An 18737-nucleotide genomic window follows, 5' to 3' on the forward strand; every position below is an offset into this window, starting at 1 on the left:
TTTATAGCTTAAACCATTGTTGCAATTTTTGACGTGTCTGTTTTTTTTTCCATTTCACTCCTAACAGATTCATCACCAAAACAACACATACCAAACCGTAAGCAGGCCAAACATAGATAGAATACCCCCCCATCAACAACCATTCAAAAAAGTGATTCATTTAATTTGCCTTTTAAATAACTTCTTTATTCCCTTCGCAAAGGAATAGGCAGAAGACTCCAGTAGAGCGGATGAGGGTTGGAGTGTTTCATATTGAATCCTGACCCAAGCTTGCCTTTTTTCCCTAAGCAACAATTCCTGACATGCCTTTTCTAAAATAATCCACAAACAATATAAAAAAAATCCAATTAAGGTCAACAATAGAGGATACAACATACAGCTATCAATCTTAGGTTTCGCAAATACTGACAATGTAGATCCTTGATGTAAGGTATTCCACCAGTACACGGAATAGTGAATAATTGGCAAATCAATAAGCCCCACCAATGTCAAAATCGCAATAATTTTATCACCATCTTCTTTATTTTTTACTGCTTGATGCGTTGCTAAAATTGCTGCATACAGCAATAAAAGAATTAATTCAGAAGTTAAGCGTGCATCCCAAACCCACCAGGCACCCCACATCGGTTTGCCCCATATACTGCCAGTCACTAATGCCAGAAAAGCCATACACGCCCCCAATTGAGCCACCTGACTAATTAATAACCCTGCAATTTTAATACGCCACACCAAAAGCAATACAGCTAAAAAGCCCATCCAGCAATAAAATGCCATGGATAAAAATGCACTGGGAACATGCACATAAATAATACGAAACGCATCTCCCTGTTGGTAATCAGGTGGCGTAAAAGCTAATCCCCAAATTATTCCAATTAGCAGAGTGAGCAACGCACATCCGGCTATCCCAGGAATAATACGCCCTGCAAAGACATAAAAAATTTTAGGCGAAGCTAGTTGATATAATAATTTCCACATAGGAACAATTCGAATCAAAAGACCCGGATTTTAGCACGTATGTATGCTTTAGCAAAACCTCAATTTAACTGACAGAGAATATTTTTGTAATTTTTATACATAAACCTGCCGAGCAAGAAATCAAAAATGCATAATGATGTCCATTGCCCCCATTAGCGTATAGCGTTTATCTGGAGGAATCCCGGCATTAGCGTTCCCATTGAATGCGTCTTTATCAAGTGCATAGTCAAAATCAACTTCAGGGCGTAATTCGATTTGTGGCGATAGCCAATGTTGCCAGCCCAAACCAAAATTGAGGTATCGAGTTTTCGTTCCCGTGCGTTGACCTTCCTTATCATTATAAAACTCAGGCCTGAATGAAATATTATCCAGAGGAGAAAATTGGTAATTTATGTAGGCTACGGTAGCCAGCACGTTTGCAGTGCAGCTTAGGGCAGATGGATTATGGCATTGTGCGGCATTTGGAGCGTTGAACGGCATATATTGTGGTGAAAAAGGGGTTCCTCCAGCTGCAATAGCAGCAACCGCCGTAGGGTTATTTAAGTTGGCTACATTATTTTTATGTAGTGAATAAATCTCGTAAGAAATATGCCATTGATCGTTAAATTTGTGATAAAAAGTGAATCCATACCACTGAAGGTTATCATAACCCCATACCCCATTGTTGATTCCATTCATGCAGGGATAAAAAGTGTCATTACCATTATTCCAAGTAAAACGAGCACACGCGACTGCTGAAGGTTGAGCTCCGGGATCTTTTAAAAAGGTGGCGTTAGAATAGAGCGGATTAGGATAAGGATTAACCACTCTCTTACCCCCATTCCAGAAAGCGGTATCGCTTCCTTCTACCAAGCCTAATTGCACAATGAAGTTTTTCGTAATAGCCAAACTTCCCACCACACCTTGGTTAGTATAATTATCAAAGGTGTATGTCATCGAATGAGAATACATGTAGTTATTTGGCGCAAGCTGTGCCTCTATATCAGGGATTGAGATAAAGCGTCCGAATCGAAAAACTAATCCTTCAGCGATCTTTGGAATGTATAATTCAGCATAAACCATAGGGAAATCATATCCATTTACCGTATTGTTTTTCAAAAGCTGATAGCTTACGATACCGTAGGCGGTGGTGTAGCGGTAGTTTTCTCCATAAATCCCCGACAATCGGAACCCCCAATCAATGTAATGTGTTTGCACGGTATCGGGAACACGCTCTATGTAAAGAACCATTTGGTCCAACTGCACAGTATTCGGTGTATACATATAGGCAATCGGTGCATTGCCGCCTGGTTTTACTGTATTTGTGCTGAGATTACCCCCACCATTGAGCCAACCGTAAATTTGAATATGATTTTTTTGCAGCCATTTCCCAGTCGATGTATTGCCAATACTAACCATAAAAGGACTATCCACCGAATTCGGTCGGCTCACTCCAATTGGCGTAGTTGCTCCATAAGGCCATTCAGTGAATGGCATAGGTGGTGTCGATTGAGGTGTCGCTGGCCATCCGTCTCTATGAAAAGACGAAGCATTGGGATCAATGGGAGCTGCTGCATGACCCATTTCAACTTGATAATAATTCACAAAGCGAGTAAGAAAATTTTTACCTAAGTAATTGTCTAAACACAGATACTCGATATAAGGGTCACATCCGAAAGTAGCGCGAGGCGTCGACGCCCAAATAGGAGTAATGACACCGCACAAGAGCAGATCAAACCCTATTAGGCTAAAAACAATGAGTTTTTTCAGAACGAACTCCTTGTAACTTATTTATTTTTCGCTTGCTTTGAGTTGAATAATTACATCAAAGGCTATTACTAAAGCACGTTCATACTCATTGTTATTCTACATGGCTAACGCGAATCACCTCCGCAATAGCATAAGGTAAAAATCCACTTGAAATTAAAGACATCGCTGATAATAAAGCCAGATGTCCTTTAACCGATAAGCCTAACATGGCAGTATTTAACGTGCCACTACCAAAGATCAACAATGGCAAGCTTAAAGGTAATAAAATTAATGCCATCAATGTGCCTTTTTGATTAATTCCGCCACCAAAAGCTGCTACTAAAGCACAGAGGAATAATAAAGTCGGCGTTCCACAGAGTATGGTAAGAGCTAAAACTAATGCTTCCCATGGACTTAAGGAAAATAAAAGTGCCGCCAAAGGACATAAAATAAGTAAAGGAATTAAATTAAATAACCAATGAGCGATTACTTTAGCACTTACCAACAAAGATAAAGATTGACCTGAAACCAACCATTGCTCCATCACACCATGTTCGTAATCTTGTTGAAACAAACGCTCGGAGGAAAGAAGCATTGACAAGAGTATTGCCATCCAAATTAACCCTGGAGCTACGGTTCGCAATAAGGCTACTTCTGGTTTTAACGTGAGTGGAAATATAAAAAGAACAATTAACAAAAATAAACATGTGTTTATCAAAAATCTAATTTGGCGCACTTGAATTAACAGTTCACGTCTGCAGTATTTTATAAATAAGGTAAAGACCGAAGTCACAAACAATACTCCTGATATGCGGAAGGATTTAAGGGTAATTTCTGATGAGAAGTCATTAAGACTGAGCCACCTTGCTCTATGTGAATATTTATTTTAACCATGATCAATTTCAAAGCCGTATCATCCAAAGCAACTAAGGGTTCATCAAGTAACCATAATGGTGTATCAGACATCCATAGTCGCAGTAAACCAACTTGTCTTCTTTGTCCAGCAGATAATAAACCAGAAGGTAAATCTAAATGAGATTTCAGATTAAAAATTGAAATTAATTCTTCTATAGAACGTTCATTATGGTGAAGATCAAAAAAACAATTCTCTCTTAATGTTAAACTGGGATTAATTCCTGTTTTATGTCCCACAAAACATAATTGACGTTGATAAGCTGTAAGGGATTGATGTATATTTTGTCCAGAAAATTTTATTTCTCCATTTGCTGGAGTATACAAACCTGCAATTAACTTAAGTAAGGTGGTTTTTCCAGACCCATTAGCGCCGCAAAGATGAAGTAAGCTTCCAGCGGGCAAATGAAAACTCACCTTATTTAATAAAGGTTGATCCTGGTAATCAAAATTAAGGTTAATCACATCAAGCATTTAAGCTATTCACTTTTGGTAGGTTAGAACATTAAGGTCTATTGATTTATTTGTTGAAGTTTGTGGACCATAAGTACCAAACTAAAGGGAAAAAGTCCTGACTCACTTAAGTACTTTTCTTCCTTTAGCTTAGCTCTTATGCTTTTGCATTGATAAATATGGTACTAGAACTAAAAAACAAAACAAGTTTTTTAGCTTGGAAAGCTTAATTTATTTAAACGGTCTAAATTATTAATATTAGCTTTATGCTCTTTTATCATTTCATTAAGTGCTTTAATTGAAGAGGTTGGGGACTTTGTTAGTCTCGTAGTAACTCCTTGGCTAGTAGTAAGAACTTCATATTCAGAGCTTGTTTTAAAGCCAGCTACCAGTGCATCAACTTCTTGATGCGTTTTAGATTGAGTCAGTTGTTTTTGAAAATCAATAAGAATTTGACTTTTTAGGTGATCTCCTTTCAAATTCTTTAAATCTTCCTTCAATTTTAAAAACTTTGCACCATTTACACCAAAAGCATGCTGTCTCCCCTTTGTTGCATTACTTACCATATGGGGGTAATGACGCTCTACAATTTTCTCTACAAGTTTTTTAGCAAATAAATCAATAATTGGTCTAAGTATAGTATTTATAAGATTAGGTATGTCGTTCTCTGCTGGAAATTCTCTCTGCATTCTTTGCCATGCAGCGTACTCAAAGGATGCTTCCTTCAGTTTTGAGTCGCTTGGATGTTTAAAAAATATCGCCGCTAAATCAGGAAATGCATACATTTCATAAGCTAAAAAAGCTTTTTCTAAAGTTGCATTACGCATAAAAGTATTTGTAGAACCCTCCGGGCTTAAATTAATCATGCGAGCAGTTAATTGATGCAGAATCTCTGGTTCTAATTGAGGAGCAATATATAAGACAAAATCATTAATCGCGTCAGTTTTACGATGATTTTTCTCACTAACTGGTTCATCCGAATTAAAATATCCCTTTGATTGTGAAAATAAACTTTCATTTAGTAAAATTTTTAACTCATTATCAGTAATTATTCCCTTTTTTAATTTGTTTTCATAAGTATCAATTAATTTCCTATTTTGCTTTAAAATCATCGAGTACTCCATTTTATTTGCATTTTAATTAATTATAGAGCAATTCCATTTGTATTGCTAAGCAGACCCCATTAAGTATCTAGAGTAAATAATAGTATGGTTTACTACAGTTTAGAAGAATCAGAGCGCGCAAAGTTGACACAGTTGCGTTTTGATAGAAACACTAATATTGGCGAGCAGGCTATGTATTGTTATCATCGTCAGGAAAATCCGCGCTAGAAACAGAAAACAATAGCAATAGAATCTCATCTTAAAGAATTGCTAGATAAATTATTGCAAAACTATGGTTATCAAGAAATCTGCAGATAATAAATAAGTATGAATTCCCTATTAACAACTAGATTTGCGTTATCATAAAAGCTATCTAACAGGATTTAGTGTCCCTTCTTTATTTACATTATCAATTTGTTGTCTATCCTCTTCAGTTTGTCCTTTAATCAAGATTAAAAAAGGAATAAAAGCTAAAGCAAATACAATAGAAAGTTGATATAAACCAACCCATCCAATAGCCATTTGAATAGAGGCAGCCATCGGGCCAGAGATAATACGAGGTATAGTTGATAAAGCCACAAAAATTGAAAATTGAGTACCAGTAAACTGTTTATTTACCAAACGCATAAACAAGGCAACCAAAGCAGTGGATCCCATTCCTGCTGCAAAATTATCAAAAAATACTGCAATAGATAATAAAACAACGCTTTTGCCCACCATAGCCAAAGCAACGAACAAAATGTTGGTTAAAGCTTGTAACAAACCAAAGAAAAAGAGGGATCGGTACAAAGAATAACGCGTTAATAACAACCCGGCAATTAATCCCCCTAACAAAATGGAACCTACACCGAGCATTTTATTAATATAACCTATTGTATCTAAAGAAAAACCAATGCCCTGGATTAAAAAAGGCATCACGATTCCACTCGTAGTTGCAGTGAACACTTCACCTAATTTGTAACAAAAAATAAAACACAACAAATAAACAATTCCAGGACGAGATAGCAATTCATTAACTGGCGCTATGAATAAGTGTGCAAAATTAGTTTTTTCTTTAATTGGTGCACTGGGTTCATTGCTAAAACAAACGGCCAGCATACCTATAATCATCAATAATCCCATTAATCGATAAGTAAAAGCCCAACCTAACTTTTGTGCCACAATTAAAGCAAAACCACCCGATAATAATAAAGCAAAACGATAACCAAATACGGCTAAGGAAGCACCTAATGCATGTTCTGTTAGTGACAAATACTCTGTCCTGTGAGCATCAATAGCAATATCTTGAGTTGCAGAAAAACAAGCCAAAATCAGTGCTAAGATTGCTAAAGATTTAGGATATTGCTCTGGCGTCATCCACGCCATTACATTAAATCCTAACAGCAATAAAAATTGCATGGTCAGGATCCAGCTTCGTCTTTTACCCAGGTTAAATAAAGAATAACGATCTAAAATAGGCCCCCAGAAAATTCGATAGACATAAGGAAGACTAATTAGGCTTAAAGTACCAGTAATAAAAACAGACATACCACTATAAGCATACCATGCCTGCAAGGTACTACTGATTAAGGCCATAGGCAAGCCTGAGGAAAAACCTAAAATGAAAACAATAAACAGACGTTTATTCATTAGATCACTTAACAATAAAAATAGGATAAGGAAAGTATACCCCGAACAAAGTCCGGGGTATAAAAATTATCCTACTTTTTTATTAGTAACAGATTTATCATTACTAGCAGATTTATCGTTATTAACAGTTTTATCATTGTTAGAAGATTTATCATTATTAACAGAGATTAAATGAATTTTGAAAACTAAAGTCTCATTCGGACCAAGAGGACCGCCAACACTACGAGGGCCATAAGCTAAATCTGAAGGGACAAAAAGTTCCCAGGTAGAACCCGCAGGCATTAATTGTAATGCTTCAATCCAGCCAGGAATAACATGAGCCACCTGGAATGTAGCTGGCTTACCAGTTTTTTGAGTGCCATCAAACACAGTGCCATCAATTAACGTACCAGTATACTCAACAGTTACTGTATCCGTTTTGCTTGGCTTGGCACCTGTCCCTGCTTCAACTATTCTATATTGTAAACCACTTGGTAATACTACGACACCGGGTTTGGCTTTATTGGCAGCCAGAAACGCTTCGCCCTTGGCCTTATTCTCATCAGCTTTCTTGGCAAGCTCAGCACTACGTTTTGCCATTAAGTCTTTTTGAAACTTGCTTAATACGTCTTTCATTTGTTCTTCAGTTAAGATCAACTTACCGCCAGACATACTGTCCTGCATTCCCTTAGCCAATACATCTGGGCTAACGTCAATGCCTTGAGTTTTAAAGTTTTTTCCTAAATCTGAACCAATGCTGTAAGATAATTTATCTTTATCAGTAACTAAGGCATCAGCAGCCATCACAGTAGACATTGCAACCCCTAAAACAGCAGCAGTGACCAATTTCATTTTCATAAAAATCTCCTTTTAGTCTTAGTCTTTATAGTTTAAATAGTACATACCTTACCTAATTAGCTAGAAAGATATAACCGGTTAAGAATCCCACGTTATTCTGCCTAAATTTATGTTAAATTACTAGTAAGAACATTGGATTTAATTAAAATAGACAAATACAGCAGATCCTTCTACACTTTGCAGTAACGAAAAAAAGAGATATAAAGCACATGAATCTAAGTGTATTTGATTTATTTTCTATTGGAATTGGTCCCTCAAGCTCTCATACTGTAGGTCCTATGCTTGCAGCAAATGCCTTTTTGGAATTACTTGAGAAAGAAGACTTAATCAATAGTGTCCAAAGAATCAAAATTGAACTTTATGGTTCACTCGCTTTAACCGGTAAAGGACATGGTACTGATAAAGCCATTATTAATGGACTGGAACATAAAACCCCTGAAACTGTATTACCTGAATCCATGGTGCCACGCATGCATGAAATTTTCAGATCACATACTCTGAATTTAGGTGGGAAAAAAAACATTCGATTTAATGAGGTCACTGACTTTTTATTTTTACAACATGAACTTTTACCAAAACATACCAATGGGATGCGTTTTTCAGTTTTTGATGAGCAAGATAATTTATTAATTGCTCAGGTTTATTATTCTATTGGTGGTGGTTTTATTACAACTGAAGAAGATTTTTCCAAATCAACTGAAAACTCTGCTCTTCCTCCTTATCCTTTTTCAACGGCCAGTGAATTATTAAAACTTTGTGAAAAAAATAATTTAACTATTGCTGAATTAATGCTTAAAAACGAAAAAACTTGGCGTAGCCTCGAAGAAATCCAAGACGGAATCTTAATGATTGCTAACGTAATGGATGAATGTATCGCTAATGGATGTAAGCATGATGGAACGTTACCGGGTGGTTTGAATTTAAAAAGACGCGCCCCTGATTTATATAAAAAATTAATGGATCATAAAGGTGTTAAAAGTATTTTCGAGCAATCAGACATTATGAATCTATTAAATCTTTACGCTATGGCTGTTAATGAAGAAAATGCTGCTGGGGGACGTATTGTTACTGCACCAACTAATGGCGCCGCAGGGATAATTCCTGCAGTACTTAAATATTGCCAACATGCTCATGATAAAATGAAGAAGGAAGATATATACACGTATTTTCTCACCGCAGCAGCTATAGGCATACTTTATAAGAAAGGTGCCTCTATTTCTGGTGCAGAAGTGGGTTGCCAGGGTGAAGTAGGTGTTGCCTCGTCAATGGCTGCTGCCGCTCTAACAGCGGTTCTAGGTGGTACAGTAGCCCAAGTGGAAAATGCCGCTGAAATCGCGATGGAACATCATTTAGGAATGACTTGTGATCCGGTTTTAGGTCTGGTACAAATACCATGTATCGAGCGAAATGCAATGGGTTCGGTAAAAGCAGTAAATGCAACACGTATGGCACTTATTGGCGATGGCCAACATCATATTTCTCTAGATAAAGTGATTAAGACGATGAAACAGACGGGAATCGACATGCAAAGCATTTATAAGGAAACATCCCTTGGAGGCTTAGCGGTTAATTTGCCAGAGTGCTGATATAAGATAACTATTAATACAAAGGAGATATCATGAAGGAACTATCAAAGCAGCCAAGATCTCCTCACAACCTCAAGGTACCTATCAACGACTAATTGAACCACCAATCCAATTAATTGTGGAAAATCATGAGCAGCACCATCTGCAGAATACACCAAAATGAAATTACTTTAGTTAAATAATGAAGGAATTTTCAATGTGTAGGCTTTAACCATTTACATTCTATTATCAGACTGTTCTTTACCAATTGAAATGGGCTGACAAACTCCAAGCCTGCAAGGAATTTTTATTAAAAAATAAGTCACTTACTGCATAACCTACAATTACTACAAGTTGATCTTCAATATAGAGCAATGGGATACGTTTTCTAAGCCACGGTGGAATACCCCACTCTTGAAGTAGTTTTTTTAATTGCTTATTTTGTCCATGCCAAAAAAACGTTTCGCCACCTTTTCTAAAGCGAACTACAATCTTTGCCCCTGGCGGGATCACTAAACCATGAGTAGCTTCCGTTGCAAACAAATTAATTTTTGCTTTTTCCAGGGTTTGTAGACCATAGTTATGTGTACTACTAGATTGTTTCCATCCTCGTCGTTCCGAACCATTAGTTTCTATAGTTAAAGGTGATGGAAACATAGACCATTCGCTACATGCAGGCAAATGAATAAGATGCTTTCTATCCAAATATAAATATTTTTGATATCGACGAACTAAAATATCACTCCAGCTTACTTCAGGAATGGCGTCTGTAGTAGCAAAAATCAGCTCATGTATTAGACGGTGAAATGTTGTCGTGGTAGGAAGTGATACCCGATTATTTCTCAGCCAGACCCGCAGAATATTGGAAATACGTTCCAAATTTAAATTCAATAAGGGCTCAATGGACAGTGAGTTTGTTGTTAGCTCAGTATGTTTATTACTATTTTCTATCAATGAGGAGGTGATATCATAAGTTGCTAATGTGCTCAAATTATTTTTAGCTTCCTGACAATGTAGTGCTGTTCTGGCAAGATTTCCAACTAAACCAGGCCATTTTTCCATCAATAAAGGCATGATTTGCTGGCGTAAATAATTACGCGAGTAATGAGTATTTAAATTGCTTTCATCTTCAATCCAAGTTAATCGATGCAACATTGCGTACTGTTTTAACTGGGAATGCGTATGAACTAAAAAAGGTCTAGCCAACATCCCTAAACCAAAACAGCGTAAAGGTGGCATCGCAGCTAAACCATCGATACCAGCACCTCGAAATAATTGTAGAAGTACCGTCTCGGCCTGATCATCTTGATGATGCCCTAAAATGAGACAATCTTCTGGAGCCAATATAGATGAAAAAACAGCATAGCGCGCGAGACGTGCGTGCTCTTCAACATTGGCACTGCGATCGAATTGCACCACTTCACTAATGAATTCAATACCAATATTTTGACACCACTGATTGCAATGTTGTTGCCAGGAAAAAGCATGTGGACTCATCCCATGATTAATATGTACTGCCACCAATTTAGTAACTAATTCAGGATTAGCGGCTAATGCATGCAACAGCACTGTAGAGTCTAGTCCCCCACTAAATCCTACTATTAATTTTCTAAAACGAGTCAGATATGAAAGCCAATTTGAATTTAATAATTGATCGATACAATGATTCATTGTTGGTTTTACCTGATGCTATAGTGCGTTAATTAACTCCTAATGAAAAACCTTACATCCCTTAAAGGTTGATACATACCAATCACAAAGCTCCCATCGCCATAAATTTTTGATACCTTTTATCAATAAGTTGATCTAGAGGTATTTTCTTCAAAAACTGCAATTCAGTGATTAATATTTCTTTCAGATGAGCAGACATTTCATCTACATTACGATGAGCTCCCCCTAATGGTTCGGGAACTACACCATCAACTAAATGATTATCATAAATATTTTGTGCAGTAATTCTCATTGCCCGTGCAGCATCTTTTGCTTTTGCAGCATCCTTCCAAAGTATAGACGCACACCCTTCTGGTGAAATAACCGAATAAATACTAAACTGCAACATTAATACCTTATCACCCACACCAATTGCCAAGGCTCCCCCTGAACCGGCTTCACCTGTAACAATACAAATAATAGGTGTTTTTAATCGTGACATTACAAATAAATTACGAGCAATTGCTTCAGACTGGTTACGCTCTTCAGCACCAATACCAGGATAAGCACCTGCAGTGTCAATAAAGGTAATTACAGGTAATTTAAATTTTTCAGCCATCTTCATTAAACGCAATGCTTTACGATATTCTTCTGGACGAGCCATTCCAAAATTACGATATACTTTTTCCTTGGTACGTTTACCTTTTTGATGCCCGAGTACCATCACAGGGTCACCATTTAAACGTGCCATACCACCAATAATTGCAGGTGCCGCAGAGTGACTTCGATCACCGTGCAATTCTTGAAAATCAGTAAAGATCCGTTCAATATATTCTGTTGTTTGTGGTCTAAGAGGATGCCTGGCCATTTGAGCGACTTGCCACGGCTCTAAATTTGAAAAAATCTGTACTGTTAATTCAGAACATTTCACTTTCAGGCGAGTAATTTCTTCACCTAAATTTACTTCATTATCATTGCCTACCATACGAAGTGCTTCAATTTTTTGATTCAATTCTTCGATCGGCTGTTCAAAATCCAAAAATTGTCGGCTCATGCAATACTCTTTGGTAAATTAAATATCATGGTATATGATAACCTATAATCCCTAATTGATGCCAGATTCACAGGATATGAACATTACAGAATTTACAGCATTAGATACTAATAACTGCATTCTAAATGAAACACGGATTGACCTTTGGCAATTTTCCTTAGTCAATGAATTGCCTAATGTTTCGCAAATATTAAATGCAGAAGAACTAGCTCGTACTGAACGATTCTACTTTAGTAGGCATCAGCGGCGTTTTTCTACAGCAAGAGCTACTTTAAGAATTATTTTGGGACGCTACTTAAATACTCACCCTGAACGCCTAGTGTTTTCTTATAATTCTCATGGCAAACCAGAGGTAATTAATTCAACAAAATTACAGTTTAATCTCAGTCATACCAGTGATTTGGCAATACTCGCAGTAGGTAAAAACTTTCCAGTTGGCATTGATATAGAAAAATATTCTGCTCGTTCTTATGAGGGCATTGCCAAAAACTCATTTTCTGACCATGAATTTAAAGAGTTTATGAAAGTCCCTCAATCATTAAAACCTGCTGTATTCTTTCATATCTGGTCGCAAAAAGAAGCATTAATTAAAGCATGTGGTCTAGGACTTGCTTATCCAACCAAAGAGTTTAATGTACCTGCGTCAATACCAACCAAACAATTAATAAATGATCCACTAAACAATATGACTTGGCAGTTACGTTCCTTCATGCCTGAAGTAGCCTATAGTGGTGCCTTGTGTTGTCATCCCACTATTCGTGAAATACGACATGGGATAATTCAACTTCAAGCAAATAGATCTACATTAAAATTTTAATTGTATGATGCAATTTACTCCATCACAAATTATTTTATTGACTATTCTGGAAGATGGTTTTTGTCATAGTGGCTCAGCCTTAGGGCAAGCCTTAGGTATTACTCGTTCAGCAATTTGGAAGCAGATAAACCAATTAATTGATTTTGGCATTCCAATTAAACGCATCCCTCAGCAAGGCTACCAACTATCCAGTACATTTATTTTATTGCATAAATCTCGTATTACCGAACAGTTATTAGCAAAAAATTTATCAATGCCTTTTAATGTGCATTTATTCACCTCAATTGATTCAACTAATCGTTTTTTGAAAGATTTACCCATAAGCAACCAGCTCGATATTTGTTGTGCGGAAATTCAAACTCATGGTAGAGGACGATTCGGTAGACAATGGTATTCTCCTTTTGGCGAAAATATTTATTGTTCCAGCCGCTGGCATATTAATGATGATCTAGCGAAACTTTCTGGATTAAGTCTTGTCACCAGCTTGGCAATTCTCGCCACTTTAAAGGAATTTAATTTATCAACTAATATTAAAATTAAATGGCCTAATGACATTTACTGGACTGATAAAAAACTGTGTGGCAGCTTGATTGAGATGCTAGCTGAATCCAACAGCAATGCCCAGGTTATTATTGGCATTGGAATAAACGTCAATACAGACACTATAAATCATCCTCTTCCTGAAAAACCTTGGTGTTCATTATATGAAATTACCAAACAATATTTTGACCGTAATCTCCTAATTGCAGGTTTGATTAGCAATTTAGAACGTTATTTCAGTAAGTTTCTCAAAAATGATCTGAATGCTTTTATGGATGAATGGAATGAAGTAGATTATCTGGCTGGAAAATACATTCAAGTGACTCACGCATCTACCACTTTAGTAGGAAAAGCCCGGGGGATTAATCACTGGGGACAGTTAATCCTAGAAGATGAATCAGGGGTAAATCATTTCCTTTCATCAGGTGATACATCCTTGCAAAAAATATAGATAAAACGAGTAATTGAGTCGTTCCGAACATTTCTGATGTGCCCGGAACTGGATGAGCTGCGATGAAATCGATTTATTCTTCTGTTTCAGAATTATCTGATTGCTTTTCTTGCTGTATGCGCAAATAAATTTCTTCACGGTGAACAGATACATCTTTTGGTGCATTAATGCCTAAACGAACTTGATTACCTTTTACCCCTAGAACAGTAATATTGACATCGTCACCGATGATTAAGGTTTCGCCTATGCGTCGAGTTAAAATTAACATAACAAATCTCCCTAACAAAGCAGCCACCTATTTCTCCATAGAACGCTTCCATGGTTGTTCTCAGTAACTACAAAGTGATTAAAAATATATCTACATTTTGACTTACGAGTGTATTGTACACTGATATTCTTAACAAAATATTAAGAAAAATCGGCTATCTAATTATTTTTTATCCTAAAAAAAGAAAATTCTTCAATTAAATCAATGAGTAAATTCCGATTGAAACATAGGAAAAATTTTTTCGATCAAAAAATAAATTAAAAAAATAATTCCAATTTGCAGTGAAATCAATAATCTTGAGTCAAAAAAACGCATATTAAGCAAAAAAACCAAAATAAAAAAGAAACAATTAATTAACAATTGTCCAAATAAAATCATATGCACACTAATGCCTGATTGTCTTAATCGCTGATACGCATGCTTCTTGTGAGGAGTTGACCATTGCTCCTTTTTAATCATTCGACGAATTAAAGTACAGGTTGCATCAAAGAGAAAAAGACCATTTAACATAAACCAATATAATATAGGAACTTGAAATTGTTGCTGAGCAATTAAAGCAATACAAAAAGTAATTAATCCTAAAGTAGCACTACCAATATCACCCATAAATAATTTAGCAGGAGGAAAATTAAAAATTAAAAATCCGATAAGGCTAAACGCCAGAATTAAACAAAAACTCTGATAAAAGGAGGAACCATGGATTGCAAACAGCGTTGCGTAAACAGCAAATAAAAATACAGCTTGACAGGCACAAAAACCATCAAGTCCATCCATAAAATTAAAATGATTAATTGCCCAAAGCCCCATCACAAAAACAAAAGGAATAATAAATACTGAATAATTAATTGAAAAGAAAACGAAATTTAATTGTTCAGGTTTTATAAAAAATGCGATTAATAAAGCAACTACTCCTTGAGCCAAAAACCGTGGTTTAACAGATAAATGATATAAATCATCTAAAAAACTTACCGTAGCAATAATTAGTATACCTAATGCTAGTACCCACTGACTGTAGATAGAGGTTTGAGTCAGATAACAAAGAACTGGAAGTGATAATAGACATAAACTAATAAAAACAAAACCTCCCCCCCTTATCATTGGTTTGGAATGCATGGAACGATCGTTTGGTTTATCCATCAAACGGGTACCTTCGCTAAGCACACAAAATACCTTTGTTAATATAACCGAAAGAACTAAAAAAACGAGACTAAGAATTAAATTCACGTTGATACCATTTAACCGTTTTACTCAAACCTTCAGTAGAACTTACTGGAGGTACCCAACCTAATTGCGATTTTATTTTATTATTACTTACCTCTAAATGATCAAACAACCGTGTGTTAAGATTTTTCAAACCCAGTAATATAAATAAACCCCGCATAAAACGCACTGGGATAGGAATTAATCTCACATTCACATTCATTTCCCGACCGATGAGACTAATTAATTGAGCCAAAGATAAAGAATTATCATCTGCAACCAAATAAGTTTGATTTGCTGCCTGGGGATGTGTCACCACGGTACATAATGCAGAAATTAAATTACCTATGTAAATTAAATGCCTGCCATTTTGTACTTTACCGAAAGGCAACGGTAATCCTTTTTTTACTAGTTGTAACATTTTTAAAAAATTAGCTTTAACATGTGGTCCATAGATCAAAGGAGGCCTAATAATTACTACTTCCAAGCCCGTATGCTGGCTAATTGCTTGTAGATGGTACTCCGCATCAAGCTTACTCTGGCCATAGAGATCTTCAGGCTGAGTAATGCTTTCTTCAGTAAAGGGCATATCTTTTAAGGTAAACTCACCATTTACCTTAATTGAACTTAAAAAGATAAAACGTTTAACCTGATGTTTTGCAGCCTGTTCAGCAAGTTTTTTTGTTGCAATACTGTTTATTTTACAGTATTCCTCAAGAACAGACTTTGATTTTTCTTTCATGACATGTACTCTGGCTGCCAAATGGATAACGACCTCTATGCCAGAAAGGGCTTCAGCCCAATTAGGATCACATTCTAATTTATCCACCACAACCTGCTCTGTATTTAACCAATTAACGTTTTTTGATACCACACATCGCACTTCATGTCCTGCTGAGATAAGTTCAGGCACCAGATGTTTACCTACAAATCCCGTTGCCCCGGTAACTAATATTTTCGACATACATGTAACCTGATAGCGAATTTTTAAAATTTAGAACTCTATACCACCATAATGAATAATTACAAGAAAAATAACAAGAATTTTTTTGACAGACACTAGTCGCCAATTCCCCTGATTTAAGGATATACTTAGTGAAATTGTTTAAAATTGGAATTTTGCATGTCCTTGAAGGCCATGTACAACGAAATCGCTGAAAATTACACCACAGCCAATCGCTTTGGAGCAATTAGTAAGAGTCATCAAGTGGCAATCGCACAGATGCAGAAGTTTTACTTAGGCATGAAACCGCATTATAAGATCCTTGATCTTGGTGTGGGCGATGGGGCTTTTTTACAAAAGTTACAAAAGACAATGCCTCAAGCAGAGTTTACTGGTATTGATGTTTCTTCAGAAATGTTACGACAAGCCAAAAAAAACCTGTCTCTAGTCACTATCGAATGCAGCGCTGCCCAAGCAAGTAAATTCTTACCACCACACAGTCAGAATTTAATACTGGCTCATTTCATTAATGCCTACATTCCTATTAATGTATTATTTAATGAAGCAAAGTTACTTACGCGAGCTAATGGTCATTTTTCGATGATAACCACCACTTATGATTCATTTCCCGTAGCACAACAACAACTCGCAGAATTTATTTCTCAAGACTCTATATTAAGCAGCGTTGTAGGTCATTATTATAAATCTATTGTGAAAAATACAAGCGTGGCAGCAAATAATGATGAGTTAATGCGGACATTTAAACAACACCGATTTGAAGTAATTGCTCATCAACGTTTGGAAGTACCTATTACCATTCATACTATTGACGAACTTACCCATTTTGGAATCGAAGGGACTTGGTTTCTTAACACTTTATCAATACGTATGTTGCCAAAAAATTTTTTAATTCAACGCCTTAAACGTCTTTTCAGTAAAATTTTCACGTTCCCTTATCATGATACTCATATAATTGATGTAGTTCTTGCAAAGAAGTGATAATCTAATAAGTGGGTTTACACTCAAGAAATCTGTAGCTGAAAAGTGCTTTAGCGCTGTCGCGAAGCCTTAGCTTCTACTAAATATCTAAAGGATGGGGTGGGAAATGATTTCTCAAGCAGTTAAAAATTACTTACCTGAATTAGATCTTCGACAAAAACAAACAAATAACATTATATTTATTATCTTTTGGAGTCAATTTTCTGTTTACGCACTCAATACAATTCTTGTTTTATTTTTAACTCGTCCATTATGGGCTCAAGGCTTGGGATATAGTCAAGCTAAAGCTTATGCATTTATCGGCGTAGCTCATGCCACAGGCTATTTAATGCCTATGTTAGGTGGTTATATGGCCGATACCATCGTGGGAATTAGAAGATCCATACTTCTGGGTAGCCTGATGTTAGCAGCGGCTTATTTGCTGATTATGATCAGCGGCTACACTGTAAATTCTTTAGGTGATCAATTATTTCTTGCTGCATATGCATTCCTACCAGCCACTAACTCATTATTAATGGGTACATCTTCAAGTATGGTTTCACATATTTACTCAGACGATGCCATTAAAGCAAAATCAGCAATGACCTATTATTACATTGCAATCAATGTGGGGGCCTTATTAGCTACTTTAATTGCTCCAGCATTACTGGAAAGCCGTTTCGGCCCACTTTCCATATTAACCATGGCGTTTATAGGTAAATCCATTGCTGCCCTAAATTTTGCCAGACGTTACACAATTTATGATACCGTTGTTTGGGGTAAAGATTTATCCAAACTTTCATCGCAAGGCACGCTTCGTTTGATTGCTTACATTAGCACACTTTATTTACTCACTTTATATGCCTATTCTCATATTTATGTTGCCGGCTCTTTAATTGCATTGGGTTGCGGTGTCGGAATATTATGGTTTTTTAAAAAAACAGTAATTCTAACGGGAGTAGCACGCGATAAACAAATGATAGCTTTATTATTGATCATTGAAGCAATAGTATTTTTTGTAATATACAATCAAATGAATAGTACTTTGGTTTTATTCGCAAAAAATAATTCTGATCATAATTTATGGGGTTTAACTGTTTCGCCAGCTCATTATCAAATACTAAATCCTATTTTAATTTTAACCATTGGGAGTCAACTTCCACGCTTTTATAAATTAGTGCCACGCTTTACTATTCCCTATCAATTTGCTGCTGGTGTTTTTCTTTCAGGTATTGCACTTTTAGTAATGACTTTTGCTGCCAATAGGGCAATTGATGGTATAGTTAATGGAAATTATATTGCCTTAACCTACATCCTGATCTCCATTGCGGAACTATGGGTCAGTGCTATTGGTTTAAGCATGATAGGACTTTATTGCGATCAAAAATCCATCGCTTTTGCTATGGGGGTCTGGTATCTCGCCAGCTCTCTGGCACATGCAATATCCGGTAGAATGGCTGGCTGGGTTGCTATCCCCATTACCGTTTATTCCGCTGTAGATAGCTTACCTTATTATAAAAATTATTATTTAATCTTGGGAACAAGCGCCTTGATATTAGGCGCCATAATGTTTCTTGTCGCTTATTTTTTACAAAAAATAATGGGGAATCGAGGTATTATTTTAGCTTAAAATT

General features: G+C 36.3%; 18 protein-coding genes and 1 pseudogene. 6 read left to right on the plus strand and 13 right to left on the minus strand.

Going from position 1 to position 18737, the window contains the following annotated elements; translation table 11 throughout:
• Position 1: 1 nt before the first annotated feature.
• From ccmD to WA877_RS01965, 6 genes are all read right to left on the minus strand, one after another.
• Positions 2-160 carry a heme exporter protein CcmD gene (gene ccmD, locus WA877_RS01940; RefSeq protein ID WP_425169259.1) on the minus strand — a complete coding sequence of 53 codons (159 nt, stop codon included), beginning with the start codon at positions 158-160 and terminating at the stop codon, positions 2-4.
• Positions 157-975, minus strand: a complete 819-nt coding sequence (ccmC, locus tag WA877_RS01945) for a heme ABC transporter permease CcmC (protein WP_425169260.1) — start codon at positions 973-975, stop codon at positions 157-159. The genes ccmD and ccmC overlap by 4 nt, the downstream gene beginning before the upstream one ends.
• 120 nt (positions 976-1095) lie before the next feature.
• Positions 1096-2679, minus strand: coding sequence for an outer membrane beta-barrel protein (locus WA877_RS01950; protein ID WP_425169261.1), 1584 nt, complete (start codon positions 2677-2679; stop codon positions 1096-1098).
• 136 nt (positions 2680-2815) lie between these two features.
• Positions 2816-3496: a heme exporter protein CcmB gene (ccmB, locus tag WA877_RS01955; RefSeq protein WP_425169262.1), complete on the minus strand. Its 681-nt coding sequence runs from the start codon at positions 3494-3496 to the stop codon at positions 2816-2818.
• Positions 3493-4089: a heme ABC exporter ATP-binding protein CcmA gene (ccmA, locus tag WA877_RS01960; RefSeq protein ID WP_425169263.1), complete on the minus strand. Its 597-nt coding sequence runs from the start codon at positions 4087-4089 to the stop codon at positions 3493-3495. Before ccmA ends, ccmB begins: the two co-directional genes overlap by 4 nt.
• Positions 4090-4280: 191 nt before the next feature.
• Positions 4281-5180, minus strand: a complete 900-nt coding sequence (locus WA877_RS01965; protein WP_425169264.1) for a hypothetical protein — start codon at positions 5178-5180, stop codon at positions 4281-4283.
• Between the two features lie 96 nt (positions 5181-5276).
• On the opposite strand from WA877_RS01965, the gene WA877_RS01970 reads away from it, so the two are divergent.
• A complete protein-coding gene (locus tag WA877_RS01970) occupies positions 5277-5399 on the plus strand; it encodes a hypothetical protein (protein WP_425169265.1) in 123 nt (40 codons plus the stop codon).
• A 141-nt stretch (positions 5400-5540) separates the two neighbouring features.
• Here WA877_RS01970 and WA877_RS01975 read toward each other — a convergent pair whose 3' ends face one another.
• Together WA877_RS01975 and WA877_RS01980 are read right to left on the minus strand one after the other, a co-directional pair.
• The gene (locus WA877_RS01975; RefSeq protein ID WP_425169266.1) at positions 5541-6800 is read right to left on the minus strand and encodes an AmpG family muropeptide MFS transporter; all 1260 of its coding nucleotides are present in this window, start codon (positions 6798-6800) and stop codon (positions 5541-5543) included.
• Between the two features lie 147 nt (positions 6801-6947).
• Positions 6948-7637, minus strand: a pseudogene (locus tag WA877_RS01980) (FKBP-type peptidyl-prolyl cis-trans isomerase N-terminal domain-containing protein); the annotation flags it as partial.
• Between the two features lie 209 nt (positions 7638-7846).
• On the opposite strand from WA877_RS01980, the gene WA877_RS01985 reads away from it, so the two are divergent.
• Entirely contained in the window at positions 7847-9223 is a 1377-nt protein-coding gene (locus tag WA877_RS01985) for an L-serine ammonia-lyase (RefSeq protein ID WP_425169267.1), read from the plus strand.
• Between the two features lie 240 nt (positions 9224-9463).
• Here the strand turns inward: WA877_RS01985 and tilS are convergent, their stop codons facing one another.
• Both tilS and WA877_RS01995 read right to left on the minus strand, forming a co-directional pair.
• A complete protein-coding gene (gene tilS, locus WA877_RS01990) occupies positions 9464-10873 on the minus strand; it encodes a tRNA lysidine(34) synthetase TilS (protein ID WP_425169268.1) in 1410 nt (469 codons plus the stop codon).
• A gap of 82 nt (positions 10874-10955) precedes the next feature.
• The gene (locus WA877_RS01995) at positions 10956-11906 is read right to left on the minus strand and encodes an acetyl-CoA carboxylase carboxyltransferase subunit alpha (protein ID WP_425169269.1); all 951 of its coding nucleotides are present in this window, start codon (positions 11904-11906) and stop codon (positions 10956-10958) included.
• A 76-nt stretch (positions 11907-11982) separates the two neighbouring features.
• Here WA877_RS01995 and WA877_RS02000 point away from each other — a divergent pair, with 76 nt between their 5' ends.
• Together WA877_RS02000 and WA877_RS02005 are read left to right on the plus strand one after the other, a co-directional pair.
• Entirely contained in the window at positions 11983-12723 is a 741-nt protein-coding gene (locus WA877_RS02000; RefSeq protein ID WP_425169270.1) for a 4'-phosphopantetheinyl transferase family protein, read from the plus strand.
• A gap of 4 nt (positions 12724-12727) precedes the next feature.
• Positions 12728-13714, plus strand: coding sequence for a biotin--[acetyl-CoA-carboxylase] ligase (locus WA877_RS02005; RefSeq protein ID WP_425169271.1), 987 nt, complete (start codon positions 12728-12730; stop codon positions 13712-13714).
• Between the two features lie 73 nt (positions 13715-13787).
• Here WA877_RS02005 and csrA read toward each other — a convergent pair whose 3' ends face one another.
• The 3 genes from csrA to WA877_RS02020 form a co-directional block, all read right to left on the minus strand.
• On the minus strand, positions 13788-13982 hold the full coding sequence (gene csrA, locus WA877_RS02010; protein WP_425169286.1) for a carbon storage regulator CsrA: 195 nt from the start codon (positions 13980-13982) through the stop codon (positions 13788-13790).
• 201 nt (positions 13983-14183) lie between these two features.
• Positions 14184-15206: an MraY family glycosyltransferase gene (locus WA877_RS02015; protein WP_425169272.1), complete on the minus strand. Its 1023-nt coding sequence runs from the start codon at positions 15204-15206 to the stop codon at positions 14184-14186.
• On the minus strand, positions 15190-16146 hold the full coding sequence (locus tag WA877_RS02020; RefSeq protein WP_425169273.1) for an NAD-dependent epimerase/dehydratase family protein: 957 nt from the start codon (positions 16144-16146) through the stop codon (positions 15190-15192). Before WA877_RS02020 ends, WA877_RS02015 begins: the two co-directional genes overlap by 17 nt.
• Before the next feature lie 159 nt (positions 16147-16305).
• On the opposite strand from WA877_RS02020, the gene WA877_RS02025 reads away from it, so the two are divergent.
• Both WA877_RS02025 and WA877_RS02030 read left to right on the plus strand, forming a co-directional pair.
• On the plus strand, positions 16306-17124 hold the full coding sequence (locus WA877_RS02025; RefSeq protein WP_425169274.1) for a class I SAM-dependent methyltransferase: 819 nt from the start codon (positions 16306-16308) through the stop codon (positions 17122-17124).
• Positions 17125-17230: 106 nt separating this feature from the next.
• Positions 17231-18733, plus strand: a complete 1503-nt coding sequence (locus WA877_RS02030) for a peptide MFS transporter (protein WP_425169275.1) — start codon at positions 17231-17233, stop codon at positions 18731-18733.
• Positions 18734-18737 lie beyond the last annotated feature (4 nt).

It is taken from the genome of Legionella sp. (genome assembly GCF_049790535.1).
Lineage (GTDB): Bacteria > Pseudomonadota > Gammaproteobacteria > Legionellales > Legionellaceae > Legionella.